The following is a 24734-nucleotide window of genomic DNA, read 5'->3' as shown; positions in this document are numbered from 1 at the left end:
TCGCCCGGCCGGAGTCGCCGGGGACAAAGTCGCCTTCGTCCCCGGCTGGATCCCCGTCCTACTCGGCGGCGAAGGCCAGGCGGTTGCCGGCCGTGAGCGCGGTCTTGGCCGCCAGTTCGGCCTTCGCGTCCTCATATTCCTCCGCCAGCTTGGCGATGCGTTCGGCGACCGGGAGCACTTCCTTGATGGCGCCGATGCCCTGGCCCGAGCCCCAGATGTCGCGCCAGGCCTTGGCGTCCTGGTTGCCGCCCGAGCCGAAGCTCATCTTCGACGGATCGCTTTCCGGCAGGTTGTCGGGATCCAGGCCCGCGGCGACGATCGACTGGCGCAGATAGTTGCCGTGCACGCCGGTGAAGAGGTTCGAATAGACGATGTCGCTGGCGTTGGCCTCGGTGATGGTCCGCTTGTAGGCCTCGGGCGCGTTGGCCTCTTCGGTCGCGATGAAGGCCGAGCCGATATAGGCCAGGTCCGCGCCCATGGCCTGGGCCGACAGGATCGAGCGGCCGCTGGCGATGGCGCCCGAGAGGGCCACCGGGCCGTCGAACCAGGTGCGGATCTCCTGCACCAGGGCGAAGGGCGAGATGGCGCCCGCGTGGCCGCCGGCCCCGGCCGCCACCGGAATCAGGCCGTCGGCCCCCTTCTCGATGGCCTTGCGGGCGAAGCGGTCGTTGATGACGTCGTGCAGGGTGATGCCGCCGTACGAGTGGATCGCCTGGTTCAGGTCCTCGCGCGCGCCCAGCGAGGTGATCACCACCGGCACCTTGTATTTCACGCACAGCTCGATGTCCTGCTCGAGCCGGTTGTTGGTCTTGTGGACGATCTGGTTCACGGCGAACGGGGCCGACGGCAGGTCCGGATGGGCCTTGTCCCAGGCGGCCAGCTCCTCGGTGATGCGGGCCAGCCACTCGTCCAGTTGCGACAGCGGGCGGGCGTTCAGCGACGGGAACGAACCGACGATGCCGGCCTTGCACTCGGCGATCACGAGATCCGGATTGCTGATGATGAACAGCGGCGAGGCGATCACCGGCAGGCGCAAACGGTCACGCAGAATGGGCGGCAGAGCCATGGGACGGGGGTCTCCTCGTTCCGCGACGTCACGCGCCGCGCATGTTAACAGCGTTAGCTTAAACGCTCGTTCATGGGACTTGCAAGCGCTTGACCTCCGTGACGGCAGGCGCGCAACTGGGCGTCAAAACCAGAAATTGCCGCACCGCAGGAGAAACCCGTCGTGAGCGAGGCCCCCGCTCTTTTGGCCGCCGACTTCGGTCCGCCCGACGAGAATCTGGCGCAAGCCAGGTGGCTGAAACTGGTCGAGAAGACCCTGAAGGGGGCCGATTTCGACGAGACCCTGACGCGCGCCACGCCGGACGGGATCACCATCCGTCCGCTCTACACCGCCGAAGACGCCGTCACCGTGGCCCGCGACCTGCGCCCGCGCGACGTCGACCGCCCCTGGGACCTGCGCACCCGCGTCGCCCATCCCGATTCCGGGCACGCCAGCGGCGAAATCCTGAAGGACCTTGAGAACGGCGCGGCCTCGGTGCTGCTGGCGCTGGACCCGATGGGCGTGAACGGCGTCGCCGTCGGCTCGCGTGACGACCTGGCACGCGTTCTGGACGGCGTGCTGCTGGATCTCGCCCCCGTGGCGCTGGACGCCGGCTTCCTCGGTCCCAAGGCCGCCGACTGGCTGGGCGCCCTGGCCAAGGCCGCGCCCAATGCGCCGCTGGCCTTCCACATGGATCCGCTGACCGCCTGGATGCAGGCCGGCGTCAGCCCCGGCCCGATCGAGAGCCACGTCTTCTCGGCGGCCACGGTCGGCGCGCGCCTGGCCGAAACCTACGCCACGGCCAGCCTGTTCCTGGCCACCGGCCGCGCCGTGCACGAAGCCGGCGGCTCCAACGCCGAGGAGCTGGCGGTCATGGCCGCCGCCGCCGTCGCCTACGCCAAGGCCCTGGTCCGCTCGGGCCTGTCGATGGACGAGGCCTGGTCGCGCATCGTGCTGGGCGTCAGCCTGGACGGCGAATACTTCACCGGCGTCGCCAAGGTGCGCGCCGTCCGCACTCTCTGGGACCAGTTGACCAAGGCCTGCGGCGTCACGGTTCCGGCCCGGATCGAGGCCCGCTCCTCGGGGCGGATGCTGGCCAGGGCCGACGCCTGGACCAACCTCTTGCGCCTGACCGCCGCCGGTTTCGCCGGCGCGGTGGGCGGGGCCGACACGGTGGTGCTCGGAAACTTCACCGACGCCGTCGGCCTGCCGACCGCCTTCGCCCGCCGCCAGGCCCGCAACACCCAGCTAGTCCTAATGGAAGAAAGCCACCTGGGCCGCGTCGCCGACCCGGCCGGCGGCGCCTGGTACCTCGACACCCTGACCGACCAGCTGGCCCGCGCCGCCTGGGGCGGCTTCCAGGCCATCGAGGCCGACGGCGGGATCATCAAGGCGCTGGAAAGCGGCCTGATCGCCGACATCGTCGCCGAGACGCGCGAAGGCCAGGAGGCGTCCTTCGCCGACAAGAGCCGCAAGATCCTGGGCGTCACCGCCTTCCCCAACGCCGACGACAAGACGCCCGAGGTCGAGACGCCCGATCCGGCCGCCTTCGCCGTCGCCGGCCCCGACCCGCGCCTGCCCGGCCCCGACAGCCGCTGCCCGGCGCTGGTCCCCATCCGCTTCGCCGCCGCCTTCGAGGGAGCCTGAGCCATGAGCAAGTTCCCCAACTTCGCTGACGTCGCCTTCGAGACGCCCGAGCCCGCCGCCGCGCCGCAAGCCGGCAAGGCCTGGAGCACGCCCGAGGGCGTCGACGTCGCGCCCGCCTTCACCGCGCAGGACGCGGCGGGTCTGGACTTCACCGACGGCCGCCCCGGCGTCGCGCCCTTCGTGCGCGGCCCCTACCCCACCATGTACGTCACCAACCCGTGGACGATCCGCCAGTACGCGGGCTTCTCCACGGCCGAGGACAGCAACGCCTTCTATCGCCGCAACCTCGCGGCCGGTCAGATGGGCCTGTCGGTGGCCTTCGATCTCGCCACCCACCGCGGCTATGACTCAGACCACGAGCGGGTGAAGGGCGACGTCGGCATGGCGGGCGTGGCCATCGACTCGATCCTCGACATGCGCACCCTCTTTTCCGGCATCCCGCTCGACAAGATGAGCGTGTCGATGACCATGAACGGCGCGGTGCTGCCGATCCTGGCGCTCTACATCGTCGCCGCCGAGGAGCAGGGCGTCACGCCCGACAAGCTCTCGGGCACGATCCAGAACGACATCCTCAAAGAGTTCATGGTGCGGAACACCTACATCTATCCGCCCGCGCCCTCGATGCGGATCATCTCGGACATCTTCGCCTTCACCTCGGCGAACATGCCCAAGTTCAACTCGATCTCGATCAGCGGCTACCACATGCAGGAGGCCGGGGCCTCGGCCGACCTGGAGCTGGCCTACACCCTGGCCGACGGCATCGAATACGCCCGGGCCGGCGTCGCGGCCGGTATGAGCATCGACGCCTTCGCGCCGCGCCTGAGCTTCTTCTGGGCCATCGGCATGAACTACTTCATGGAAGTGGCGAAGATGCGCGCGGCCCGCCTGCTGTGGGCCCGCTTGATGAAGCGCGAGTTCGAGCCGAAGGACGACCGCTCGCTGTCCCTGCGCACCCACAGCCAGACCTCGGGCTGGTCGCTGGCGGCGCAGGACGTGTTCAACAACGTCTCGCGCACCTGCGTGGAGGCCATGGCCGCCGTCAACGGCCAGACCCAGAGCCTGCACACCAACGCCCTGGACGAGGCCCTGGCCCTGCCCACCGATTTTTCGGCCCGCATCGCCCGCAACACCCAGCTGTTCCTGCAGATGGAAAGCGGCACGACCCGCGTCGCCGACCCGTGGGGCGGTTCGTACTATGTCGAGCGCCTGACCCACGACCTGGCGGTCAAGGCCCTGGCCCATATCGAGGAGGTCGAGGCCGCCGGCGGCATGGCCAAGGCCATCGAGCAGGGCATCCCCAAGCTGCGCATCGAGGAAGCCGCCGCCAAGACCCAGGCCCGCATCGACTCCAATCGCCAGAGCGTGGTCGGCGTCAATCGCTACAAGCCCGAGGTGGCCGACGTCATTCCGATACTGAAGGTTGACAACAGCTCGGTGCGCAACCAGCAGCTCGAAAAGCTGGCCCGGCTGAAGGCCGAGCGCGATCCGGCGGCGACGCAAGCGGCGCTGCAGGCGCTGGAAGACGGCGCGCGCGGCTCGGGCAACCTGCTGGCCCTGGCCGTCGACGCGGCCCGCGCCAAGGCCACCGTGGGCGAGATCAGCGACGCGCTCGAGCGGGTGTTCGGCCGCCACCGGGCCGAGATCAAGTCGATCCAGGGGGTCTACATGAAGGAAGCCGGCTCCGACCCCACCACCGCCCGCGCCAAGGCCATGGTCGAGGCCTTCGCCCAGGCCGACGGCCGCCGCCCGCGCATCCTGGTCGCCAAGATGGGCCAGGACGGTCACGACCGCGGCCAGAAGGTGATCGCCACCGCCTTCGCCGACCTCGGCTTCGACGTCGACATCGGCCCGCTGTTCCAGACCCCCGCCGAGGCCGCGCGCCAGGCGGTGGAGAACGACGTCCACATCGTCGGGGCGTCGTCACTGGCGGCCGGGCACCTGACGCTGGCGCCGGAGCTGAAAGCCGAGCTCGGCAGGCAGGGCCGCGCCGACATCATGATGGTGGTCGGCGGCGTGATCCCGCCGCAGGACTTCCAGGCCCTGCGCGACGCCGGCGCCGCGGCGATCTTCCCGCCCGGCACGGTGATCGCCGAGGCGGTGATCGAGCTGCTCGACAAGCTGAACAAGCAGCTAGGTTACACCCAGGGCGAGGCGGCGTGACGGTCACGGCCGACGACCTGCCGCATCCGTCCCGGTTCACGAGCTTCCATCCCTTCCTGAAGGGCGTGTTCAGCCAGTGGCACGCCACGCCCTTCACGCTGGAGGGCCTGGACTTCGCCACCGCCGAGCAGTGGATGATGTACGGCAAGGCCCGCCTGTTCGGCGACGAGGCCGTCGCGACAGCGATCCTGGCCACGCCGGATCCGTCGGTGCAGAAGCGCCTGGGCCAGACCATCGCCAGCTTCGAGCAGGAGACCTGGGACGCCTGGAAGGTCGACATCGTCCATCGCGGCAGCCTGGCCAAGTTCGGCCAGAACGACGGCGCGCGCCGCCAACTCCTGGCCACCGGCGAGGCCATGCTGGTCGAGGCCAATCCCCGCGACTGGAACTGGGGGATCGGCCTGTCCGCCGACGATCCCGCGGTGCAACGGCCGGAAGATTGGAAGGGCGAGAACCTCCTCGGCCGGATCCTGACCGACGTCCGCGACCGGCTGGGCCGCGCCTAGCCGATCCTTGCACGTTTTCTCCATCGCGCCTTCGGCGCCGCCTGCACGGGGAGCCTCTTCAAATGAGGCCAAGAGCAGCGAGGAGCGATCGATGCGAAAGGCTGGCGAGCGGACGACCCATGGGCGCGTCCTGGCGGGCGCGGTGTTCAGCCTCCTGGCGCCGTCGCTGATCCTCGGACAGGTCTTCTACTGGCTGGACCGTGGCGACCTTTCGGAAGGCGGGCTGGCGGGCGCGATCGCCTTCGCCGTGATCTCGCCGGTGTTCGGCGGCCTGTTCGGCTGGCCCTACCTGCTGCCGGCCCTCGCGGCCTGGGCCATCCTCGACCAGATAGATCGGCACCATGCCTGGACGGCGGCGGTGGTCGGCCTGGCGGCCGGGACGAGCGTGGCCGTCGTGGCCTTTCGCGACGGCCTCTTCTTCGGGACCCCTATCGCCTATCCGCTCTGCATCGGCGTCGGCCTGCTGACCAGCCTCGGCGTCTGGTGGATCGCCTATGGCCGGCAGTGGCTGCTGAAGCCCGCGGCCCCGCCGCCCAGCAGCCGTCTCGTGCTCTGAGCGCACGCCGTTACGCTTCGCCCGCGCCATGTTATCGTCCCGCCCATGAACGCTCCGGGCCGCCCCGCAGAGACCGTCACGCCTTACCGCTTCACGTATGACGACGTGCTGCGCATGGTCGAGGCCGGCATCCTGGCGGAAGACGCGCACGTGGAGCTGATCGAGGGGGAACTGATCGCGGTGTCGCCGGAAAGCGTGCCTCACGTCCGCTGCCGGCGGTGGCTGACCCAGTTCTTCACCCGCCGCCTCGTCGAGGGGCAATGGGAGGTCAATTCCGACGCTCCGGCCCGCCTCGACGACCTGACCGCGCCCGAGCCCGATCTCGCGATCTTCCCGAGCCGCCTGCACGACCGCGACGTGCGCGGCGCCGACATCGTGCTGGCGATCGAGGTTTCGGTTTCCAGCCAGGCGTTCGACCTGGGCCGCAAAGCCGAGCTCTACGCCCAGAACGGCATCCGCGAATACTGGGTGGTCGACGTGCCTGGCCGCCAGATCGTCGTGCATCGCGAACCGTCTGCGGGCGGCTATCGGGCGGTGCAGGAGATCGGAGCGCGAGGATCGGTCGCGCCAAAAGCGTTCCCGCACCTGGAGATCAAGGTCGCCGACCTGCCGCTCGACGACTGACCGCTCAGCGCTTCCCGGCCTTGGCCTTCACCTTCTTGCGCCGCTTGACCTCTACGTCGTCGGGCAGGCCGTGGCGGGACTCGATGTCCTTCTGCAGGGCCTTGGCGGCCATCAGGTGGCCGGGGAACAGGGTATCGACCGCCCAGCCCAGCACCGGCACGGTGTCTGACAGGTTGTCGGCGGCCAGATAGGCCAGCATCCGCGCCATGGTCGCCGCGCCTGCCTTGGCCTGCACGGCGTGGAACATCAGCAGCGCCCCCGCCCCCAGGCCGTAGGCCAGGCCCGCGCCCGGCACCCAGGCCAGCACGCCGTCGAGGCCGATACCGATGGGACCAAGGCCAATCAGCCGGTCGGACAGCCGCTTGATGGTCTCGGCGTTGCGCCAGGCCTTGTGCGCCCGGCGCCGATGGTCGGCCGGGCCTTCATCGATCACTTCGCCATGCAGGGCGGCTTCGTCGGTCATGTCGTCTCAACGCCTCGACGCAAGCTTGGTTGTCAGCCCAGGAACACCACCCGGCGCTTTTCCTTGCCCGAGCGAATGCGCTCCAGCAGGTCGCGATATTCGGCCGTGCCCTGCGCGTCCTTGCGCGAGCCCTCGAAGTAGATGGTGTCGTCCATGTGCTTGATCAGCATGCCGCCGGCCCACTTCTGGCCGGTGAACAGGGTGTCGGCCACCGCGCCCAGGCCGGGCGGCCCCAGCGGCAGCAGGGCGTCGATCAGCAGCACGGCGGTCATCTGGATCAGCACCATGGGCGCGGCCCGGGCCCGCACGCCGTCGAACAGCAGCACCCCGCCCGCGCCCAGCGAGTAGAGCGAGCCCGCCCCGCCGAACCAGGCGAGAATGCCGTCCAGGCCGATGCCGACCGGCCCGACGCCGACGATATTGTCGGACAGCTTGACCGTGCGTTCGACGCTGCCCCGGATGTTGTGCAGGTCGAGATGCGATTTGGCGAAGAACAACGGCCAGCCCCCCAGCGTAAGCGGGGGGCAATCTGCCTCAAGGCCAGGCTTCCCGGAAGCCGGTTTCCCGCCAGAGGCGAAACTTCGCTCCACGACCTGCACGCGATCGGGGAGCCCCTCGCGGCGCTCGCCATTTATGCTTAACTATGCGCCATCGACCGAAGGACCGCCGCCGATGCTGATCTCGACCACCCCGTTCATCGAGGGCCGTCCGGTCCAGGAGTACAAGGGCGCGGTCTATTCCCAGGCGATCCTGGGGGCCAACGTGGTGCTCGACCTGCTGGCCTCGATCCGCGACTTCATCGGCGGCCGCTCCAGTTCCTACGAGCGGGTGCTGGAACGGGCTCGCGAGGACGCCCTCAAGGGCCTGATCAAGGAAGCCCAGAAGGTCGGCGCCAACGCCATCCTGGCGGTCGATCTCGACTACAACACGGTCGGCCCCAACGGCCAGATGATGATGGTTTCGGTTTCCGGCACCGCCGTCGTCCTCTAAATCCGGCGGGGTGAGCCCGCCCGTTCTCGACATCGCCGATCTGGCCGCCCGCCTCGTCGCCGGTGAGCGCGCGGCCCTGGCCCGCGCCATCACCCTGGTCGAGAGCCGCCGCGCCGACCACCAGGCCGCCGCCCGCGACCTGCTGCAACGCCTGATGCCGCGCACCGGCAAGGCCCAGCGGGTCGGGATCACCGGCGTGCCCGGCGCGGGCAAGTCGACCACCATCGAAAGCCTCGGCTGCGCCCTGACCGCCGCCGGCCATCGCGTGGCGGTGCTGGCGGTCGATCCGTCGTCCGGTCGCCACGGCGGCTCGATCCTGGGCGACAAGACGCGGATGGAGCGGCTGAGCGTCGATCCGCACGCCTTCATCCGCCCCTCCCCGTCCGGCGGCGCGCTCGGGGGCGTCGCGCGCAAGACCCGCGAGGCCATGCTGCTGTGCGAGGCGGCCGGCTTCGACGTGGTGATCGTCGAGACCGTGGGCGTGGGCCAGTCCGAGACCGTCGTCGCCGACATGGTCGACATCTTCGTGGCCCTGCTGATCCCCGGCGGCGGCGACGAACTGCAGGGCATCAAGAAGGGCCTGATCGAACTGGCCGACCTGCTGGTCATCAACAAGGCCGACGCCGATCCGGCCAAGGCCGAGCGCTCGGCCCGCGACTATCGCAACGCCCTGCACATCCTGACCCCCGCCCATCGCGACTGGACGCCGCCGGTGCTGACCGTCTCGGGCCTGACCGGCGCCGGCCTCGACCTGCTGTGGGGTCAGGTCGAGCGCCATCGCGAGGTGATGACCGCCAACGGCGCGAGAGCGTCTCGCCGCGCCGACCAGGACGGCCGCTGGATGTGGGCCATGGTCAACGATCGCCTGGCCGAAGCCTTCCGCGCCGCCCCGGCCGTGGCGGCCCTGGTCGGCGAAACCGAAGCCGCCGTCCGCGCCGGCGACCTCCCCGCCTCGGCCGCGGCGGATCGGCTGCTGAAGGCGTTCGGGCTGTAGACGCCGCCCTTCGTTTCGGGGCCAATGCCGGCAACGGAGGAAACCACCGCATGGCGCTGATCCTGCACGCCCACCCGCTCTCGTCGTTCTGCCACAAGGCGCTGATCGCCCTGTACGAGTTCGGCCTGCCCTTCGAGCAGCGCATGGTCGATTTCGGCGACCCGACCTCGGCGGCGGCGTTCCGGGCGCTGTGGCCGATGGCGCGGATGCCGGTGCTGGAGGACGCCGGGCGCGGCCGGGTCGTGCCCGAAAGCTCGATCCTGATCGAATATCTGCAGATCCATCATCCGGTCGCCGCGCGCCTGATCCCCGAGGATCCGGACGCCGCCCTGGAGGTGCGCGCCAAGGACCGGTTCTTCGACCTGTCGGTGCACGTGCCGATGCAGAAGGTGGTGGCCGACCGCATCCGCCCGGCCGACGCCAAGGACCCGCACGGCCTAGCCGCGGCCCGCGCCGACCTGGCCCGCGGCCTCGACATCGTCGAGCGCGAGATGGCCGGCCGCACCTGGGCCGCCGGCGAGGCCTTCAGCCTGGCCGACTGCGCCGCCGCCCCGGCCCTGTTCTATGCCGACAAGATCACGCCGCTGGCGGCCGACCGGCCCAGCGCGGCCTCCTATCTGCAACGGCTGAAGGCCCGTCCCTCCTACGCGCGGACGCTGGAGGAAGCCGGGCCCTACCTGCACATGTTCCCGGAAGCCTAGGCCTCGGCTTCCCAGGCCAGGAACTCCGGCGCCTCCAGCAGGCGCTCGCAATAGGCCCCCGCCGTGCCGACGTCGCCGTAGTCGGACAGGTGGACGCCATAGGTGCGGAAGCGGGTGGCGACGGGGGTGTAGAAGGCGTCGGCGATCGACCATTCGCCCAGCAGGAACGGCCCGCCCGAGCGCTTCAGAAGCTGGTTCCAGCGCTCGACGATCTTGCGGATGTCCTTCTGGGTGGCCTCGGAGAGGTCGGCGTGCTTGATGACGCCCAGGTCCATCGGGCACTCGCCGCGCAGCGAGGTGAAGCCCGAATGCATCTCGGCCGCCGCCGAGCGGGCCAGGGCCCGCAGTTCCGGATCGGTCGGCCAGAGCTTCGCCTCGGGATACTTCTCGGCCAGGTATTCGCAGATCGCCAGCGAGTCCCAGACCGTCAGGTCGCCGTCCTTGAGCACCGGGATCAGCTTGCTGGGCGAGTGCTTGGCGATCTCGGCGTCGGTGACCTCGGCTTGGCGCAGCGGGATCACCGTCTCCTTGAACGAGACGCCGGCGCGCTTGAGCACCAGCCAGGGGCGCAGCGACCAGGTCGACCATTTCTTGGTGCCGATGACGAGTTCCATGGACGGTCTCCTGAGCGATGCGGGGTGGTGTTCTCGCTTACCCCGCGTCTACAGTCGCCTCAACGATTAGAACAAATGTTCGAGGAGGAACGCCCATGGCGGAGACGGCGACCCCGTCACCGGTGATCGCGCCCGTGTCGAGCGGCTATCGCCGCTACGCCCTCTGGGTGCTGCTGATCATCTACACGCTGAACTTCCTCGACCGGCAGGTGGTCAACATCCTGGCCGAGCCGATCAAGCGCGACCTGGGGCTGGCCGACTGGCAGCTGGGCATGATGACGGGCCTGGCCTTCGCGATCTTCTACACGGTGCTGGGCATCCCGATCGCGCGGCTGGCCGAGCGCAAGAACCGGCCGCGGATCATCGCCGTCTCGATCCTGGCCTGGAGCGCCTTCACCCTGCTGTGCGGCCTGGCCCAGAACGTCTGGCAGCTGATCGCGGCCCGCATCGGGGTGGGCGTCGGCGAGGCCGGCTGCACCCCGCCGGCCCACTCGCTGATCACCGACTACGTGCCGAAGGAAAAGCGGGCCAGCGCCATCGCCTTCTATTCGATCGGCACGCCGCTGGGCACCCTGGCCGGCATGGCCATGGGCGGGCTGGTCGCCGACGCCTACGGCTGGCGCGTGGCCTTCATGATCGCCGGCGCGCCGGGCGTGGTCTTCGCCCTGATCGCGGCCTTCACCCTGGTCGAGCCCCGCAAACGGCTGGCCCAGGACCTGGCCGCCCGCGCCGCCCAGCCGATCGGCTTCGGCGCGGCCCTGGCCGTGCTGATGGCCAAGAAGACCTTCTGGCTGGTGGCCTTCGCCGCCTCGGTGAAGGCCTTCGTCGGTTACGGCCAGGCGCCGTTCATCGCCTCGTACTTCTTCCGCGTCCACGGCGCCGACATCGCCGCCCTGGCCGCCCAGTTCGGCCTGAAGTCGGCCGGCTTCCTGGGGCTGTCGCTCGGCCTGATCGGCGGCACGGCCGGCGTCATCGGCGCCTGGCTGGGCGGACAGCTGGCCGACCGCCTGGGGGCCAAGGACGTGCGGGCCTACGTCACCGTGCCGGCCATCGCCTCGCTCGCCACCCTGCCCTTCTACATCGCCGTGGTCAGCCTCGACGCCGTCGGCGCGGCGATCCTGATCCTGGCCGTGCCGATGCTGCTGGGCACGCTGTGGTACGGGCCGGTCTATGCGACCACCCAGAGCATCGTACCGCCGGCCATGCGGGCAACGGCCTCGGCCGTGCTGCTGTTCGTGATCAACCTGATCGGGCTTGGCCTCGGCCCCGTGGCCGTCGGCGCGCTCAGCGACGTCCTGGCCGGCCCGGTCGGCCTGGGCGAGGCCCAGGGCGTGCGCTGGGCGCTGATCGTCTCGACGATGTTCGGCTTGGCGGCCTTCGCCCTGTTCTGGGCGGCGCGGAAGACGATCCGCGAGGACATGGTGGCCTAGCTGGACGTCTTCGACCTTCGCACGAACAGAACCAGACCCGTAGCGGCGAAGACGGCGAAGTCGATGACCGCATGCCCCCACAGGAGCAGCTTGAGCTTGTCGGCATGGGCGGCTAGCGGCAGCCCCGCCTCTGCGGCCGACGACAACACGATCGTATGGGCGGTCTGCAAAGCGAAATAGTTGACCCAGAGAAAGGCGCCGACCGCGATCAGGATCGCCAGGCGCGCCAGCCTGGGCCATTCCAGCATGCCGCCCGGATCCTGCAACTGCTTGAGCAGCCCCAGCAATGTCACGCCGTAGAACAACCACAGCGCCCCGATGCCCGGAAACGCCAGCTTGAACAGTTCGAGCGGCAGGTTCGACTGCTCTCCTGACGTCGCCGTCATGTCGCTTCCCCCAAAGCGCGATTTGAGAGATCGACGTTATATCAATTCAGGGTCGTGTAATAGTCGAGCTCAATCCGTCGTGGGCCTCGGGAAGCAGTAGGCGAAGGGATACGGATCGGCGGGCACGCTCGTATCCCAGCGCTCCAGGGCCCGCATCGAGCGAGCGTGATTGAACTCGGCCAGGGAGATGACCTGGGCCGAGGGGACGGGCGTTTCCTGACGGATCGGGCGGGCGGCTTGCATGGGAGACCTCCGACGCGGCGGCCGTTCGAGCGGCCTTGTGTGACCCGAGTAGGCGCTCGCCTTCCTGAACGTCCCCGCTCCCCGCTCGTTGTCTGCCGTTCATTCCCGCGCCGCAAAGCCGCCACCATTCCGAAGCTTCGAAAAGAGGGTGGCGCTCGCCCTGCCGTTGGGTCACAGTCCCTACAAATAGAACAAACGTTTGAAGGGAGAGAGTCAGGATGAGCCAGGCGCGTGCGCCGGGCGGCGAGGCGCCGCTCTACTCCAAGGGCTACAAGGCCTCGGTGCTGGCGCTGCTGCTGGCGACCTACACCTTCAACTTCATCGACCGCACGATCATCGCCACCATCGGTCAGGCCATCAAGGTCGACCTGCACCTCTCCGACACCCAGCTGGGCCTTCTGGGCGGGCTCTATTTCGCCCTGCTCTACACCATCCTCGGTATTCCGATCGCCCGCCTGGCCGAGCGCTGGAACCGGGTGTCGATCATCTCGCTCTCGCTGGTCATCTGGTCGGGCTTCACGGCGCTGTGCGGCAGCGCGGCCAGCTTCGCCCAACTGGCGCTCTACCGCTTCGGGGTCGGCGTCGGCGAGGCCGGCTGCTCGCCGCCCAGCCACTCGCTGATCAGCGACTATTACGAGCCCAAGAGCCGGGCCTCGGCCCTGTCGATCTATTCGTTCGGCATCCCGCTGGGCACGATGTTCGGCGCCATCCTCGGCGGCTGGCTGGCCCAGACCTTCAGCTGGCGGGTGGCCTTCGTCATCGTCGGCCTGCCCGGCATCCTGCTGGCCCTGCTGGTCAAGCTGATCGTCAAGGAGCCGCCGCGCGGCCATTCGGAGATCAAGGAACGGCCGCTCGAAGCCGAAGACGTCGTGGTGGAGCCGGCCAAGCCGCCCTTCTCGCTGGCCGGCGAGTTCAGGGAACTGGGCGCGGTGATGGCCGTGCTGTTCGGCAAGTGGCCCGTCCTGCACATGATGCTGGGCGTCACCCTGGCCTCGTTCGGCTCCTATGGCTCGGGCGCGTTCCTGCCGCCCTATCTGGTGCGCGGCTTCGGGCTGAACCTGGCGCAGGTAGGCCTGATCGTCGGCCTGATCGCAGGCTTCTCGGCCGGCATCGGCACCCTGGTCGGCGGCTTCCTGACCGACTGGGCGGGCAGGAAGAGCGCCAAGTGGTACGCCCTGGTCCCGGCCATCGGCCTGCTGGTCGCCACCCCGATCTACATCGTCGCCTACCTGCAGCCCGACTGGAAGACGATGGCGCTGATCCTGCTGGTCCCCGGCATCTTCCACTACACCTACCTGGCCCCGACCTTCGGGGTGGTGCAGAACTCGGTGGAGCCGCGCCGGCGGGCCACGGCCACGGCCCTGCTGTTCTTCTTCCTCAACCTGATCGCCCTGGGCGGCGGCCCGGTGTTCACCGGCTGGCTGATCGACCACCTGGCCGGCTTCCACTTCAACCATCCGCAGGCCGGCGGCATCTTCGGCGCGCTCGGCGGCATGTTCTCGCCCGGCGCCATCGACTTCGCGAGCGCCTGCCCCGGCGGGATCGCGCCCAAGGGCGCGGGCGTCGAGGCCGCCAAGGCCTGCGGCGCGGCCATGGCCCGCGCCACCCAGCAGGGGATCATCGTCACCTTGTGCTTCTACGCCTGGGCCGGCGTGCACTACGCCCTGGCGGCGATCGGCATGGTCAAGCACATGAAGTCGCGGGGCTGAGACGGCGTTTGAGGGCGGCGGGCGTGGCGCGTTTCCATTCCGCCGCCCCCACCGCTAAGGTTGGCCCATGCTTCAACGCTACCTGCGCCTGCTGGGTCTCGCCGTCGCCGCTCTGCTGGTCAGCTGGATGGCCCTGGGCGTGACCGACACCCTTATCTATGAAGACCAGCCGCAGGCTGGGACGCGCGGCGTGATCGAACGCAAGATCAAGATCGAGGGACGCCTGCGGACCGTGCGCATGACCCCGACCCAGAACGCGGTGCGGCTGACCGTCGAGAGCGTGCACGGCGTCTCCGGACTGCTGACCTTCGCACTCGTCATCGGCCTGGCCTTCAACTGGCCGGGGCTGGAGGAGCCGGGGAAGCGCCGGCGCCCCGGCGAGCTCGCTTAAGTAATAACCCGCTTCCCTTGACTCCGCGGCCCCACGCGACGAAACCCCGGCCCCATGATCAGCCGCTACGCCCGCCCCGAAGCCGCCGCCATCTGGTCCAGCCAGACCAAGTACAAGATCTGGTTCGAGATCGAGGCCCATGCCGCCGACGCCATGGCCGAACTGGGGGTCATCCCCAAGCTCGCCGCCGAGACGATCTGGGAAAAGGGCCGCGACGCGGTCTGGGACAGCGACCGCATCGACGAGATCGAGCGCGTCACCAAGCATGACGTCATCGCCTTCCTGACCCACGTGTCGGAAATCGTCGGCCCCGAGGCCCGCTTCCTGCACCAGGGCATGACCAGCTCGGACGTGCTGGACACCTGCTTCGCCGTGCAGCTGTCGCGCGCCACCGACCTGCTGCTGGACGGCGTCGACCTCGTTCTCGCCGCCCTCAAGCGCCGCGCCATCGAGCACAAGATGACCGTCTGCGTCGGTCGCAGCCACGGCATCCACGCCGAGCCGATCACCTTCGGCCTGAAGCTGGCCGGCTACTACGCCGAGTTCCAGCGCGCCAAGGAGCGCCTGGCGATGGCCAAGTTCGAGATCGCCACCTGCGCGATCTCGGGCGCCGTCGGCACCTTCGCCAATGTCGACCCGCGCGTCGAACAGCACGTGGCCGACAAGATGGGCCTGGCCGTCGAGCCGGTCTCGACCCAGGTGATCCCGCGCGACCGTCACGCCGCCTATTTCGCGGCCCTGGGCGTCGTGGCCTCGTCGATCGAGCGCCTGGCCACCGAGATCCGTCACCTGCAGCGCACCGAAGTCCTCGAAGCCGAAGAGCCGTTCGATCCGGGCCAGAAGGGCTCGTCGGCCATGCCGCACAAGCGCAACCCGATCCTGACCGAGAACCTGACGGGCCTGGCTCGCCTGGTCCGCTCGGCCGTGGTGCCGGCGATGGAGAACGTCGCCCTCTGGCACGAGCGCGACATCAGCCACTCGTCGGTCGAGCGCGGCATCGGTCCGGACGCCACCATCCACCTCGACTTCGCCCTGCGCCGCCTGGCCGGCGTGATCGAGCGCTTCAACATCTATCCCGACAACATGGCCAAGAACCTCGACAAGCTCGGGGGCCTGGTGTTCTCGCAGCGGGTCATGCTGGCCCTGACGCACAAGGACGTGTCGCGCGAAGACGCCTACGCCGCCGTGCAGGGCAACGCCATGAAGGTGTGGCGCGGCGAAGGCCGCTTCCTCGACTTCCTCAAGGCCGACCCGGTGGTCTCCAAGGCCCTGACCGACGCCGAACTCGAGGAGCTGTTCGACTTCGGCTACCACACCAAGAACGTCGACGTGATCTTCAAGCGCGTCTTCGGCGAACAGGCCTGAACCGTTTGAGCGAGCCGCCGATCCTTCGTCTGAACCCGGCGCTGGATCCGGCGGCCTTCGCGGCCGCCTATGCTCGCGACGGCGTGGTGCGGATCCCGGGGATCTTCGAGCCGGCCACGGCCGACGTCCTGGCGCGCATGCTCGAACAGGGCATGAACTGGGACGTCATCTGCTCCACCGAGACCGGCAAGGCCGAGGTGCTGGACCGGGCGACGATCCAGAGGCTGGGCGCGGCCGGGGTCGGCGAGAAGCTGAAGGCCGCCACCCTGCGGGCCCGCAACGGCTTTGCCTATGTCTATCTCGGCTATCCGATGATCAGCGCCTATCTGAACGGGCGCGACAAGGGTCACCCGATCCACGACCTGACCGACTTCCTCAACAGCCCCGAGATGATCACCTTCGGGGCGGCGGTGATCGGCGAGAGCGGGATCACCAAGCTCGACGCCCAAGCCACGCTCTACCGGCCGGGCGACTTTCTCACCCGTCACGACGACACCGGCGAGGGTGACCGGCGGGCGGCCTACACCATCAGCCTGACCCGCGAATGGCGCAGCGACTGGGGCGGCCAGCTGCTGTTCCACGACGCCGAGGGCGACATCGAGCGCGGCTTCGCCCCGGCCTTCAACGTGATGACCATCTTCAAGGTGCCCCGCCAGCATTCGGTGGCCCCCGTCGCGCCCTATGCCGGCGCGCCGCGGCTGATGGTGACCGGCTGGCTGAAGGACAGCCCGCCGTCGGGCGCACCGCGAGCGGGATGACGCAAGCGCCCTCCCCTGGCGAACGCAAGCGCGGCTTTCCGCCGGTCGTCGATCCCGATGTGCGCCTGCTGGTGCTGGGCAGCCTGCCCGGCGACGCCTCGCTGGCGGCGGCGCAATACTACGGCCATCCCCGCAACGGCTTCTGGCGGCTGATCGGCGCGGCGATCGACCGCGACCTCGCTTCCCTGCCCTATGACGAGCGCCTCGCGGCCCTGCTGGCGGCGGGCGTGGGCCTTTGGGACGTCCATGCCGAAGCCGTACGCCCCGGCAGCCTGGACGCCGCGATCAAGGACGCGGCGAACAACGACCTGCTGGGCCTGGTGGCCAGCCTGCCCCGCCTGCGGGCCGTGGCCTTCAACGGCGGGACGGCGGCCAAGGCGGGGGAGCGTTTAATGGCCGGATCGGGCCTGGCCCTGGTCCCTCTGCCCTCGTCCAGTCCGGCCTATGCGGCGATGGGGTTCGAGGCCAAGCGCGAGGCCTGGCTGGGCCTGAGGGCGTGGCTCCAGGATGAAGCTCCTCCCCCGTGAAACGGGGGAGGAGCTGGCGTCCCTACCCTTCGGCCTTCACGGGAACGTTCTGGACGTGGGTCTGGAGGTAGTCGAACCGGCCCGCGCCGCTCCAGTCGTCGCCCACCGACAGAACGGCGGTGAAGTCGGCCGGCGGCTGGCCGGCGGGCGTGAACTGGCCGCTCAGCGGGATCTGCCGGCCCTGCTCGGCCGGGCCGACCTGGCCCGACACCTCGAACCGATGCCGGCCGCCGATCACCGCCTGATTGATCTCGGCCACGCCGTTGACGCTGGCGCCGTCGATCTGCAGTTCCAGCCGCAGGATCGGCGCGCCGGGCATGCCCACCCGTCCGACGATCAGCTGGACCGCGACCGCCGTTTCTCCGCACACCTCGACGTCGTCCGCCATGTCGTTTTCCCCGAACGCGTGCGGCGGCCCCTGCCCCGCCCCGACGTTCGGCCGCGAACCTATGGCCGCATCGCCGGGTGCGCCGTGCGATTTCGCACACCCCCGGTCCACGAACAGAAAAGGCCCGGCCGGCGCAGCGCCGGACCGGGCCTCGTCTCATCGCCGACCTCAGCCGACGTTCTTCACCGGCACGTTGTCGACGTGGGTGTTGAGGTAGTCGAAGCCGCCGTGGCCGTTCCAGCTCTTGTCGACCACGAGGCCGGCGCGGAACTGCACCAGGAACGCGCCGATGGCGGGCGGCGGCACGCTAGCCACGAACTGGCCGTGCAGCGCGACCAGCAGCTGATCCTGGCCGAAGCCGGTGTGATAGATGTTGCCCTGCACCGGGAAGCGGTGCTGGCCGCCGATGATCGCCTGGTTGATCTCGGCGATACCGCTGACATGGCCCGAGGGCGCGTCGACGGTCAGGGCCAGGCTGACGATCGGGGCGCCGGGCGTGCCGACGTTACCGACCACGAGCTTGACCAGGTAAAGCCCGACCGGGCTGATTTCGGTGGTTTGGGAGTGCAGGTTGCCGACGTCGTCAGCCATGTGTCGTCCTCCGGGTTAGCGGGACGGTCGCTTGGTCGCCGCCCCGTCTTTCGACGATGCGCCTGACGGGCGAATTCACTGCCCGATAAAGCCTGAGGACGATTTCAGATTTTCGACAACTTTAAGGTGTTCATTTTCACAGAACGGCGATAGCGCAAAAGAAAAGGCCCGGCCGGTGCGAACCGGGCCGGGCCTCTTCGTTTTTGCTCGCCCCGGGTTTTTCGCCCCGGCAGACGGCGCGGCTTATTCGCCCGAGCGGATTTGCTCGCGGGCGAAGGCCAGCAGCTCGGCCATCTTCATGCGGACTTCGCCTTCGGACACGGCCACGCCCGAGCCCTTCAGGTCTTCGAAGACCTTGCGGACCACGTCGTCGTCGCCCGGCTGTTCGAAGTCGGACTTCACCACGGCGCGGGCGTATTCCTCGACCGTGGCGAGGCCCATCAGGCCGGCGGCCCATTCGCCGACCAGGCGGTTGCGGCGGGCGGTGGCCTTGAACTCCAGCTCCTGGTCGTTCGCGAACTTGCGTTCGAAAGCCTGCTCGCGGTCGTCGAAGGTCGTCATGAAAGCCCCAAGTTTTCCGAAACGCCTCCGCCGATGGGTTGCAACCCAGGGCGGTAGAGCGGCGATCCAGTGTAAGAGAGTAGATCGGTTTCGTCCCGTGCGAACATAGGGTGTCCGCGAGGCGAAGTGGTTCTTGTGGCGGCTCCATATCCCGTGGCGAGGCGGGGGGCAATCGCCCGCGTCGCCGCAGGGCGAAGGTTTACCACGATGGCAGGCCACGTTTGCGCCAAAGGCCGCGTTCGAGTAGGTTCCAACAGACATTTTTCAGTGAGCGGCCTTGAGTCGAACGCCGCGCGCAGCTATCCGCCGCGCGCGCTTTTCGTTTCTCCAGGAGTCCTTACCGGGCTAGGGCGGCGCGCTTATTCGCAGGAAGGGCCTCGACGAGAGCCATGACCCGTCGCAAGAAGATCTACGAAGGCAAGGCCAAGATCCTGTACGAGGGCCCCGAGCCCGGCACGCTGATCCAGTACTTCAAGGACGACGCCACCGCCTTCAACGGCGAGAAGAAGGCCCAGCTGGAAGGCAAGGGCGTCATCAACAACCGCATCAGCGAGTACATCATGACTCGCCTGAACGCGATCGGCGTGCAGAACCACTTCATCCGCCGCCTGAACCTGCGCGAGCAGCTGATCAAGGAAGTCGAGATCGTTCCGCTGGAAGTCGTCGTGCGCAACATCGCCGCCGGCTCGATCGCCACGCGCCTGGGCCTGACCGAGGGCCAGCCGCTGCCGCGCTCGATCATCGAGTTCTACTACAAGGAAGACAAGCTCAACGACCCGATGGTGTCGGAAGAGCACATCACCGCGTTCAACTGGGCCGCCACCCAGGAGATCGACGACATGATGGCCATGGCCCTGCGGGTGAACGACTATCTGTCGGGCCTGTTCAGCGGCGTCGGCATCACGCTGGTGGACTTCAAGATCGAGTTCGGCCGCATCTACGAGGGCGACTTCTCGCGGATCATCCTGGCCGACGAGATCAGCCCCGACAGCTGCCGCCTGTGGGACGCCGCCACCAACGAGAAGCTGGACAAGGACCGCTTCCGTCGCGACCTCGGCAACGTCATCGAGAGCTATACCGAAGTGGCCCGCCGCCTCGGCATCATGAAGGAAATGCCCACCGTCATCCAAGGCGGCGTGCACTAAGTCAGTCAGGACGCCTCCCTGACGGGAGGCGTCGCGGCGCCGGGCGCCGCTGGGGAGATTTTGCGTTGAAAGCCACTGTCCACGTGTTCCTGAAGCCCGGCGTTCTCGACGTCCAGGGCAAGGCCGTCGAGAACGCCTTGCATGGCCTGGGCTGGCCGTCGGTGAAGGACGCCCGCGTCGGCCGCGTCATCGAGTTCGACCTCGATGCGACCGACGCCGAGGCCGCCAAGACCGAGGTCAAGGCCATGTGCGAGAAGCTGCTGGCCAACACGGTCATCGAAAGCTACCGCATCGACATCGCCTGAGGCTCAGCCTGAGGCGGACGCTTTTGGAAAAAGGGCGGCTGATCCAGCCGCCCTTTTTCTTGTCTCCAAGACCGATCGACATTCAGCCGTTCGCGATCTTCAAATCCGAGCATCCCCGCGAAGGCGGGGATCCAAGCTGACTGTCAGGAAGAGGCCCGGCCGTGGATCACCCGCGGACTCGGCTTGGGTCCCCGCCTTCGCGGGGATGCTCGGTGGAAAATGAGCACAGGCCGGTGAATGCCGACCCGCCCTACACCTTCGCCGAGGCCCACGGCCCCGAGATCGCCACGGTGATCCCCGGGTTCTGGATGTTGACGAACAGCGTGGTCCCGTCGGGCGAGAAGCAGGCGCCGGCCAGCTCGGAATTGCCCGGGAAGACGTTGCGGCCCAGCGTGTAGACCTTGCCCTCGGGGGTCACGCCGCGCAGGTGGTTGCGCAGGGTCTCCGAATAGCGGTCTTCGCAGACGATGACGTGGCCCCACGGGGCGACCACCAGGTTGTCGGCGTAGTCGAGCACGCGGCCGTTGCCGCTTTCCACGAAGAGCTGCAGGCGGCCCGGCTGGTCGGCCTCGCCCGCCTGGCCCTCTAGGGCGCTGGGCACGTAGCGGAACAGCTGGCCCGCCCCGATCGGCCCGCCCGAGGTGCAGGCGAAATAGAGCTCGCCGTGGCCGAAATAGAGCCCCTCGCCCCGGCAGAAGATCGCCGCGCCGGCCTTGTGCCCGCGGCGGCGGATGTCGTCGTGCGGGTTGTCGACGCCGTCGAGGTCGATCCAGCGCACGGTCTTCCAGCTGCGCGGCGCGAACGATTTCTCGACCTGGTTGCGGGTGTCGCCGCCTTCGGGGGCTTCCACGAGGCCCAGGGCCTGCAGGCGCCCGCCGGCCGCCAGGTTCCTGCGGTCGTTGGGCAGGAAGCGGTAGAACAGGCCGTCGGCCACGTCCTCGGTCATGTAGACCACGCCGGTGCGCGGATCGATGCAGGCGGCCTCGTGCTGGAAGCGGCCCATGGCGGTCAGGGCCACCGGCTCGACCAGGCCGAGATGGGCGCTGGGCACCTCGAAGACGTAGCCGTGGCTCTTGCCAACCTCGAGGCCGGCGTCGAGCGTCGTCTCCTCGCAGCTCAGCCACGAGCCCCAGGGCGTGACGCCGCCGCAGCAGTTGATGATCGTGCCGGCCAGACTCAGGTGCTGGCGCTCGGTCTGGCCGGTCCGCAGATTGTAGAGCTGGGTGGTCGTGCCGCCGGCCAGCGGCAGGTCGCCGTTGTGGAAGTCCCAGACCTTCGAACGGTCCACCTTGTCGACATAGCGCATGCCCAGGCCGTAGGGGCCGTAGTCGTGGTCGGTGACCGAAAGCTCGTGATTGCGCACCAGCAGCACCCGGTCGGCGTCGACGCCGAAGCAGCCCATGCCGTCGCCCTTGCCCGGCACCAGCAGGCCGTCGCTCATGGTCTCGCCGACCTGGGCGATGACGCGGTAGCGGAAGCCCTTGGGCAGGTCGAGCATGCCCTTGGGATCGGGGATCAGCGGGCCGTAGCCCTCGACCTGGTTGAGATAGGTCTCCAGTTCCGGCGCCTCGTCCTGGGCGCGCGCGGAAAAGCCGGAGAAGGCCAGGCTGGTGGCGGCCGCGCCGAGGAAGAGCCTGCGGGAAAGAGCCATGGGAACCACCTCGTCGAGTCCGCGAGCGGACTATCTTTCATGTTTCGATGACGCCGCCGCGACGGCGGGTCGGCCTTTGCGGGGCTTTGGAGATCGGCCCGCCGGACGGGAGGCGTCCGGCGGGCCTGGTTCCAGGCGTCTGGGGAACGGCGACGCCTGGAAGGTCTTGTCGCCTAGAAGGTCTTCTTGAAGGTCAGCAGGGTCGTGCGACCGGAGTCGACCACGTCCGACAGGGCCAGGCTGTGCTCGCCGATGTGCGACCAGTAGCTGTAGTCCTTCAGCAGGTTGGCCACCGACAGGTCGACCTTGAAGCCGTTATCGAAGGCGTAGCCGACGTGCAGGTCGACGCTGCGCAGCGGACGGACCCACAGGTTGTCCCACTGGCCGGCCTGGTCGAGCACGTCGTACGAGGCGAGGTACGCGCCGGTGTAGTGGTAGATCAGGTCCACGCTCAGGCCGCCGCGCTGGTAGAACAGTTGGGCGTCGGCCAGCCAGTCGGGGGCGTTCTGGATGCGGTTGTCGATGCCGTCGCCCAGGTCGACGCTGGTCCACTGGCGGGTGACGTTAACGCCCGCGCCCAGGCCGCTGAGCAGGCCCGGCAGTTCGGTGAACTTCTGGCGCAGTTGGAGTTCCAGGCCGTAGACGTCGCCGTCGCCGCCGTTGGTCGGCTGGCTGATGGTGGTCTTGCCCTCGGTGTAGGTGTCGGAGTTCACCGAGCTGGAACCGTTGTCGTACATGTAGTCCGACAGGCGCTTGTAGAAGGCTCCGACCATGGCGTAGCCGCCCTTGCCGCTGCTCCATTCCCCCGAGAGGTCGAGGTTGATGGCGCGGATCGGCTTCAGGTCGGGATTGCCGCGGGAGATCGTGACGTTGCCGTCGTCGCCGACCTGGCGGCGCTCGCCGCCGGCCAGCTGGACGAAGGCCGGACGGGTGTAGGAGGTCCAGACCGAGCCGCGATAGACGCTCGCGTCGCTGGGGCGCCAGGTGACGAACACGCTGGGCAGCACCTCGTTGTACTCGGTGCTGTTGAAGCCCCACGAGCCGGTCTGCTCGCCGGCGCTGGTGGTCGGGATCACCCAGTAGGTGTTGTCGATCTTGGTGTGCTCGTAGCGCAGGCCCGGAACCACCTCGACGTCGCCGAAGCGGTAGTTGGCCATGGCGTAGACCGAGGCCACCGCCTCGTCGCCCTTCTGGGTGTTGCAGTTCATGTTGTTGACGAAGTTCGACCCGCAGGTGTCGAAGCTGGCGGCCGTCTTGTACTTGTAGAAGTAGTCGACCAGCGCCTGGTGGTTCACCTTCGGCACGCGCCAGGTGTACTCGCCCGGGAACACCTGGTCGTAATAGCCGGTGGCGATGCCCAGGCTCGCCCAGGTGACGCCGGCCTGGCCCAGCAGGTTGGCGAAGTGGTCGTTGGTCCAGTCGCGGTTGGTCACCCGGCGGTGGCTGTCGACGTACTTGCCGCCCAGCTTGATCCACTGCAGCGCGCCGCCCTCGAACACCCGCTTGGCGTCGAACTTGAAGCCGTACTTCTCCTGGCCGCTGTACTGCTCGGTCAGCTGGCCGGCGCGACGCGCCAGCAGCGCGGTGTTGGCGTTGTTCAGGGTGTCGTAGATGGCCTGGGTGAACAGCGGCTGGGGCAGGTTGTCGGAATAGCCCATCGACAGGCCGCCATAGGCCAGATTGGAGCCGCTGTTGTAGCGGTCGCTCTGGTTGATGCGGACCGAGGCCTCGATGTGGTCGGGGCGGTCGTTGTCGCCCTCGCTGTAGAAGACCTGCGGCGACAGGGTCCAGGCGCCCAGGGTCTTGTCGAAGCCCAGCTGCACCGTGCCGAGGTCGGCCTCTTCGGGGTTAGTCTCGTACCAGACGCGGGTCGAGATCGCGTCGACGCTGAGATTGTAGCGGCCGCTGCCGGCGACGGTTTCCTTGTAGCTCTTGCTGGCGCTGACGAACTGGCTGAGCGTGGAGTTCTGCTCGGTCTTGGCGAAGGCGTAGGAGCTGCGCAGATAGGCCTTCAGCGTGTCGTCCGGACGCCATTCCAGCGTGAAGTTGCCGCCCCAGCGTTCGGTGTAGCCGTTGGAGACGCCGACGTTCAGGCCGGTCTGGGTGATGTTCTTCTCGGGATCCAGGCCCGGATAGCTGTTGCCGGCCGCGTCCTTGACCAGATAGCCCCAGCCGCCGTCGTTGGTGGCGGCCATGACGCCGGCCATCTCGCTGTTGGCGTAGCTGCGCTTGTCGTAGAAGGCGCTGGCGTAGACGCCGAAGCTCTGTTCGGGGCCGAACCGGTGGGCCCACTCGGCCGACAGGCCGCCGCCCAAGCCTTCGTCGCCATAGTCGCGGGCCCGGCTCTCGACGCGCCCCGAGGCGGTGATCGAGCCGTTGAAGTCGTCGCGGAAGTCGAAGGCCGAGGGCGTGCGGAAGTCGACCGTGCCGCCGATGGCGTCGCCGTCCATGTCGGCGGTCGAGGTCTTGTTCAGCACGATGGTGTGCAGGCCCGACGGCGGCAGCAAGCTCAGCTGCACCTGGCGGCTGTAGGGCATGCCCTGGGCCACGGTGACGCCGTTGATCATGTTGACGTTGAACTCGGCGTTCAGGCCGCGGATCGAGACGAACATGCCCTCGCCGCGCGAGGCGCCGTCGATGCCGCCGAAGAACGACGAGCCGGTGTTCATGACGTTGACGCTGGGCATCATGCCCAGGGCCTCGGCCACGTTGTGCACCGCCGTGTGCTCCAGGTCTTCGGCCGACAGCATCGAGACCGCGGTCGCGGACTTCAGTTGCGCCTGGGCGGCGTCGTTGCGGTTGGCGACGATGACCACCGAGTCGATCTCGGTGGGATCGGCGGCGGCGGTCTCGGCGGCTTGCGCCTGGGCGCCGGCGGCCACGGCCGCGCCCAGGACGGCGCTGGCCAGCAGGACGCGCTTGAAGCGGTGCGGCGCGGCAAGGCGCGAAAGGTTGAAACGTTGCATGAGGCCCCTCTCGACGTC

General features: G+C 68.6%; 27 protein-coding genes. 16 read left to right on the top strand and 11 right to left on the bottom strand.

What is annotated here, in order from left to right; all coding sequences use genetic code 11:
* Positions 1-58 precede the first annotated feature (58 nt).
* Positions 59-1066 (bottom strand): NAD(P)H-dependent flavin oxidoreductase, encoded by a 1008-nt coding sequence (locus AC07NG_RS00645; RefSeq protein ID WP_487287819.1) that lies wholly within the window; start codon positions 1064-1066, stop codon positions 59-61.
* Between the two features lie 183 nt (positions 1067-1249).
* Between AC07NG_RS00645 and AC07NG_RS00640 the strand changes: the two genes are divergently transcribed.
* From AC07NG_RS00640 to AC07NG_RS00620, 5 genes are all read left to right on the top strand, one after another.
* Positions 1250-2692 carry a methylmalonyl-CoA mutase family protein gene (locus AC07NG_RS00640; protein ID WP_494591822.1) on the top strand — a complete coding sequence of 481 codons (1443 nt, stop codon included), beginning with the start codon at positions 1250-1252 and terminating at the stop codon, positions 2690-2692.
* A gap of 3 nt (positions 2693-2695) precedes the next feature.
* Positions 2696-4852 carry a methylmalonyl-CoA mutase gene (gene scpA, locus AC07NG_RS00635; protein WP_494591478.1) on the top strand — a complete coding sequence of 719 codons (2157 nt, stop codon included), beginning with the start codon at positions 2696-2698 and terminating at the stop codon, positions 4850-4852.
* The gene (gene ybiA / locus AC07NG_RS00630) at positions 4849-5358 is read left to right on the top strand and encodes a riboflavin biosynthesis intermediates N-glycosidase (RefSeq protein ID WP_494591476.1); all 510 of its coding nucleotides are present in this window, start codon (positions 4849-4851) and stop codon (positions 5356-5358) included. The genes scpA and ybiA overlap by 4 nt, the downstream gene beginning before the upstream one ends.
* A gap of 91 nt (positions 5359-5449) precedes the next feature.
* Entirely contained in the window at positions 5450-5914 is a 465-nt protein-coding gene (locus AC07NG_RS00625) for a hypothetical protein (protein ID WP_494591475.1), read from the top strand.
* Between the two features lie 45 nt (positions 5915-5959).
* The gene (locus AC07NG_RS00620) at positions 5960-6538 is read left to right on the top strand and encodes a Uma2 family endonuclease (RefSeq protein ID WP_494591473.1); all 579 of its coding nucleotides are present in this window, start codon (positions 5960-5962) and stop codon (positions 6536-6538) included.
* Positions 6539-6542: 4 nt separating this feature from the next.
* Here the strand turns inward: AC07NG_RS00620 and AC07NG_RS00615 are convergent, their stop codons facing one another.
* On the bottom strand, positions 6543-7001 hold the full coding sequence (locus tag AC07NG_RS00615) for a DUF4112 domain-containing protein (RefSeq protein ID WP_494591471.1): 459 nt from the start codon (positions 6999-7001) through the stop codon (positions 6543-6545).
* Positions 7002-7033: 32 nt separating this feature from the next.
* The gene (locus AC07NG_RS00610; RefSeq protein ID WP_101712668.1) at positions 7034-7498 is read right to left on the bottom strand and encodes a DUF4112 domain-containing protein; all 465 of its coding nucleotides are present in this window, start codon (positions 7496-7498) and stop codon (positions 7034-7036) included.
* A gap of 175 nt (positions 7499-7673) precedes the next feature.
* Between AC07NG_RS00610 and AC07NG_RS00605 the strand changes: the two genes are divergently transcribed.
* The 3 genes from AC07NG_RS00605 to AC07NG_RS00595 are packed head-to-tail and all read left to right on the top strand — an operon-like array spanning position 7674 to position 9686.
* The gene (locus tag AC07NG_RS00605) at positions 7674-7991 is read left to right on the top strand and encodes a heavy metal-binding domain-containing protein (protein ID WP_494591470.1); all 318 of its coding nucleotides are present in this window, start codon (positions 7674-7676) and stop codon (positions 7989-7991) included.
* 10 nt (positions 7992-8001) lie between these two features.
* Entirely contained in the window at positions 8002-8985 is a 984-nt protein-coding gene (gene meaB, locus AC07NG_RS00600; RefSeq protein WP_494591468.1) for a methylmalonyl Co-A mutase-associated GTPase MeaB, read from the top strand.
* 50 nt (positions 8986-9035) lie between these two features.
* Entirely contained in the window at positions 9036-9686 is a 651-nt protein-coding gene (locus AC07NG_RS00595) for a glutathione S-transferase family protein (protein ID WP_494591467.1), read from the top strand.
* Here AC07NG_RS00595 and AC07NG_RS00590 read toward each other — a convergent pair.
* Complete coding sequence (locus AC07NG_RS00590) at positions 9683-10300, bottom strand: glutathione S-transferase family protein (protein WP_494591465.1); 618 nt, start codon at positions 10298-10300, stop codon at positions 9683-9685. The genes AC07NG_RS00595 and AC07NG_RS00590 overlap by 4 nt on opposite strands.
* A 95-nt stretch (positions 10301-10395) precedes the next feature.
* Here AC07NG_RS00590 and AC07NG_RS00585 point away from each other — a divergent pair, with 95 nt between their 5' ends.
* Complete coding sequence (locus AC07NG_RS00585) at positions 10396-11730, top strand: spinster family MFS transporter (protein WP_494591463.1); 1335 nt, start codon at positions 10396-10398, stop codon at positions 11728-11730.
* Here the strand turns inward: AC07NG_RS00585 and AC07NG_RS00580 are convergent.
* Both AC07NG_RS00580 and AC07NG_RS00575 read right to left on the bottom strand, forming a co-directional pair.
* The gene (locus AC07NG_RS00580) at positions 11727-12116 is read right to left on the bottom strand and encodes a hypothetical protein (protein WP_494591461.1); all 390 of its coding nucleotides are present in this window, start codon (positions 12114-12116) and stop codon (positions 11727-11729) included. The two genes, AC07NG_RS00585 and AC07NG_RS00580, sit on opposite strands and share 4 nt — an antisense overlap.
* A 69-nt stretch (positions 12117-12185) precedes the next feature.
* Positions 12186-12359, bottom strand: a complete 174-nt coding sequence (locus tag AC07NG_RS00575; RefSeq protein WP_494591459.1) for a hypothetical protein — start codon at positions 12357-12359, stop codon at positions 12186-12188.
* Between the two features lie 218 nt (positions 12360-12577).
* On the opposite strand from AC07NG_RS00575, the gene AC07NG_RS00570 reads away from it, so the two are divergent.
* The 5 genes from AC07NG_RS00570 (at position 12578) to AC07NG_RS00550 (ending at position 17109) form a co-directional block, all read left to right on the top strand.
* Positions 12578-14068, top strand: a complete 1491-nt coding sequence (locus AC07NG_RS00570) for a spinster family MFS transporter (RefSeq protein ID WP_494591457.1) — start codon at positions 12578-12580, stop codon at positions 14066-14068.
* 67 nt (positions 14069-14135) lie between these two features.
* Positions 14136-14459, top strand: a complete 324-nt coding sequence (locus AC07NG_RS00565; protein WP_494591455.1) for a hypothetical protein — start codon at positions 14136-14138, stop codon at positions 14457-14459.
* A 54-nt stretch (positions 14460-14513) separates the two neighbouring features.
* Positions 14514-15824 (top strand): adenylosuccinate lyase, encoded by a 1311-nt coding sequence (gene purB / locus AC07NG_RS00560; protein WP_494591453.1) that lies wholly within the window; start codon positions 14514-14516, stop codon positions 15822-15824.
* A gap of 5 nt (positions 15825-15829) precedes the next feature.
* Positions 15830-16582, top strand: a complete 753-nt coding sequence (locus AC07NG_RS00555) for a 2OG-Fe(II) oxygenase (RefSeq protein ID WP_494591451.1) — start codon at positions 15830-15832, stop codon at positions 16580-16582.
* Entirely contained in the window at positions 16579-17109 is a 531-nt protein-coding gene (locus tag AC07NG_RS00550) for a DNA-deoxyinosine glycosylase (protein ID WP_494591449.1), read from the top strand. The genes AC07NG_RS00555 and AC07NG_RS00550 overlap by 4 nt, the downstream gene beginning before the upstream one ends.
* Before the next feature lie 22 nt (positions 17110-17131).
* On the opposite strand, the gene AC07NG_RS00545 is transcribed toward AC07NG_RS00550, so the two are convergent.
* The 3 genes from AC07NG_RS00545 to AC07NG_RS00535 form a co-directional block, all read right to left on the bottom strand.
* The gene (locus AC07NG_RS00545; protein WP_494591447.1) at positions 17132-17497 is read right to left on the bottom strand and encodes a DUF1842 domain-containing protein; all 366 of its coding nucleotides are present in this window, start codon (positions 17495-17497) and stop codon (positions 17132-17134) included.
* 168 nt (positions 17498-17665) lie between these two features.
* Positions 17666-18088 carry a DUF1842 domain-containing protein gene (locus tag AC07NG_RS00540; RefSeq protein ID WP_110121473.1) on the bottom strand — a complete coding sequence of 141 codons (423 nt, stop codon included), beginning with the start codon at positions 18086-18088 and terminating at the stop codon, positions 17666-17668.
* Between the two features lie 243 nt (positions 18089-18331).
* Entirely contained in the window at positions 18332-18649 is a 318-nt protein-coding gene (locus AC07NG_RS00535; RefSeq protein WP_110121474.1) for a DUF1476 domain-containing protein, read from the bottom strand.
* Between the two features lie 389 nt (positions 18650-19038).
* On the opposite strand from AC07NG_RS00535, the gene purC reads away from it, so the two are divergent.
* Both purC and purS read left to right on the top strand, forming a co-directional pair.
* On the top strand, positions 19039-19794 hold the full coding sequence (gene purC, locus AC07NG_RS00530) for a phosphoribosylaminoimidazolesuccinocarboxamide synthase (RefSeq protein WP_109454828.1): 756 nt from the start codon (positions 19039-19041) through the stop codon (positions 19792-19794).
* Between the two features lie 65 nt (positions 19795-19859).
* Positions 19860-20099, top strand: coding sequence for a phosphoribosylformylglycinamidine synthase subunit PurS (gene purS / locus AC07NG_RS00525; RefSeq protein WP_110121476.1), 240 nt, complete (start codon positions 19860-19862; stop codon positions 20097-20099).
* 250 nt (positions 20100-20349) lie between these two features.
* Here purS and AC07NG_RS00520 read toward each other — a convergent pair whose 3' ends face one another.
* Together AC07NG_RS00520 and AC07NG_RS00515 are read right to left on the bottom strand one after the other, a co-directional pair.
* Complete coding sequence (locus tag AC07NG_RS00520) at positions 20350-21750, bottom strand: alkaline phosphatase PhoX (RefSeq protein ID WP_494591443.1); 1401 nt, start codon at positions 21748-21750, stop codon at positions 20350-20352.
* A 173-nt stretch (positions 21751-21923) separates the two neighbouring features.
* Complete coding sequence (locus AC07NG_RS00515; protein WP_494591441.1) at positions 21924-24716, bottom strand: TonB-dependent receptor; 2793 nt, start codon at positions 24714-24716, stop codon at positions 21924-21926.
* Positions 24717-24734: the final 18 nt, after the last annotated feature.

Source organism: Caulobacter sp. GW821-FHT10C03 (assembly GCF_059415485.1).
The sequence above is the reverse complement of the archived record's forward strand: the minus strand, read 5'-3'. Positions and strand labels throughout refer to the sequence as shown.

What these genes read in the sequence shown, in the direction of transcription:
- AC07NG_RS00625 (WP_494591475.1), top strand. Translation starts at nt 5,450, where the DNA reads ATGCGAAAGGCTGGCGAGCGGACGACCCATGGGCGCGTCCTGGCGGGC.
- AC07NG_RS00585 (WP_494591463.1), top strand. Translation starts at nt 10,396, where the DNA reads ATGGCGGAGACGGCGACCCCGTCACCGGTGATCGCGCCCGTGTCGAGC.
- purC (WP_109454828.1), top strand. Translation starts at nt 19,039, where the DNA reads ATGACCCGTCGCAAGAAGATCTACGAAGGCAAGGCCAAGATCCTGTAC.
- AC07NG_RS00570 (WP_494591457.1), top strand. Translation starts at nt 12,578, where the DNA reads ATGAGCCAGGCGCGTGCGCCGGGCGGCGAGGCGCCGCTCTACTCCAAG.
- AC07NG_RS00550 (WP_494591449.1), top strand. Translation starts at nt 16,579, where the DNA reads ATGACGCAAGCGCCCTCCCCTGGCGAACGCAAGCGCGGCTTTCCGCCG.
- AC07NG_RS00615 (WP_494591471.1), bottom strand. Translation starts at nt 7,001, where the DNA reads ATGACCGACGAAGCCGCCCTGCATGGCGAAGTGATCGATGAAGGCCCG.
- AC07NG_RS00520 (WP_494591443.1), bottom strand. Translation starts at nt 21,750, where the DNA reads ATGGCTCTTTCCCGCAGGCTCTTCCTCGGCGCGGCCGCCACCAGCCTG.
- AC07NG_RS00590 (WP_494591465.1), bottom strand. Translation starts at nt 10,300, where the DNA reads ATGGAACTCGTCATCGGCACCAAGAAATGGTCGACCTGGTCGCTGCGC.
- AC07NG_RS00645 (WP_487287819.1), bottom strand. Translation starts at nt 1,066, where the DNA reads ATGGCTCTGCCGCCCATTCTGCGTGACCGTTTGCGCCTGCCGGTGATC.
- AC07NG_RS00540 (WP_110121473.1), bottom strand. Translation starts at nt 18,088, where the DNA reads ATGGCTGACGACGTCGGCAACCTGCACTCCCAAACCACCGAAATCAGC.
- AC07NG_RS00595 (WP_494591467.1), top strand. Translation starts at nt 9,036, where the DNA reads ATGGCGCTGATCCTGCACGCCCACCCGCTCTCGTCGTTCTGCCACAAG.
- AC07NG_RS00545 (WP_494591447.1), bottom strand. Translation starts at nt 17,497, where the DNA reads ATGGCGGACGACGTCGAGGTGTGCGGAGAAACGGCGGTCGCGGTCCAG.
- purB (WP_494591453.1), top strand. Translation starts at nt 14,514, where the DNA reads ATGATCAGCCGCTACGCCCGCCCCGAAGCCGCCGCCATCTGGTCCAGC.
- AC07NG_RS00605 (WP_494591470.1), top strand. Translation starts at nt 7,674, where the DNA reads ATGCTGATCTCGACCACCCCGTTCATCGAGGGCCGTCCGGTCCAGGAG.
- AC07NG_RS00575 (WP_494591459.1), bottom strand. Translation starts at nt 12,359, where the DNA reads ATGCAAGCCGCCCGCCCGATCCGTCAGGAAACGCCCGTCCCCTCGGCC.
- AC07NG_RS00620 (WP_494591473.1), top strand. Translation starts at nt 5,960, where the DNA reads ATGAACGCTCCGGGCCGCCCCGCAGAGACCGTCACGCCTTACCGCTTC.
- AC07NG_RS00565 (WP_494591455.1), top strand. Translation starts at nt 14,136, where the DNA reads ATGCTTCAACGCTACCTGCGCCTGCTGGGTCTCGCCGTCGCCGCTCTG.
- scpA (WP_494591478.1), top strand. Translation starts at nt 2,696, where the DNA reads ATGAGCAAGTTCCCCAACTTCGCTGACGTCGCCTTCGAGACGCCCGAG.
- AC07NG_RS00535 (WP_110121474.1), bottom strand. Translation starts at nt 18,649, where the DNA reads ATGACGACCTTCGACGACCGCGAGCAGGCTTTCGAACGCAAGTTCGCG.
- AC07NG_RS00580 (WP_494591461.1), bottom strand. Translation starts at nt 12,116, where the DNA reads ATGACGGCGACGTCAGGAGAGCAGTCGAACCTGCCGCTCGAACTGTTC.
- AC07NG_RS00515 (WP_494591441.1), bottom strand. Translation starts at nt 24,716, where the DNA reads ATGCAACGTTTCAACCTTTCGCGCCTTGCCGCGCCGCACCGCTTCAAG.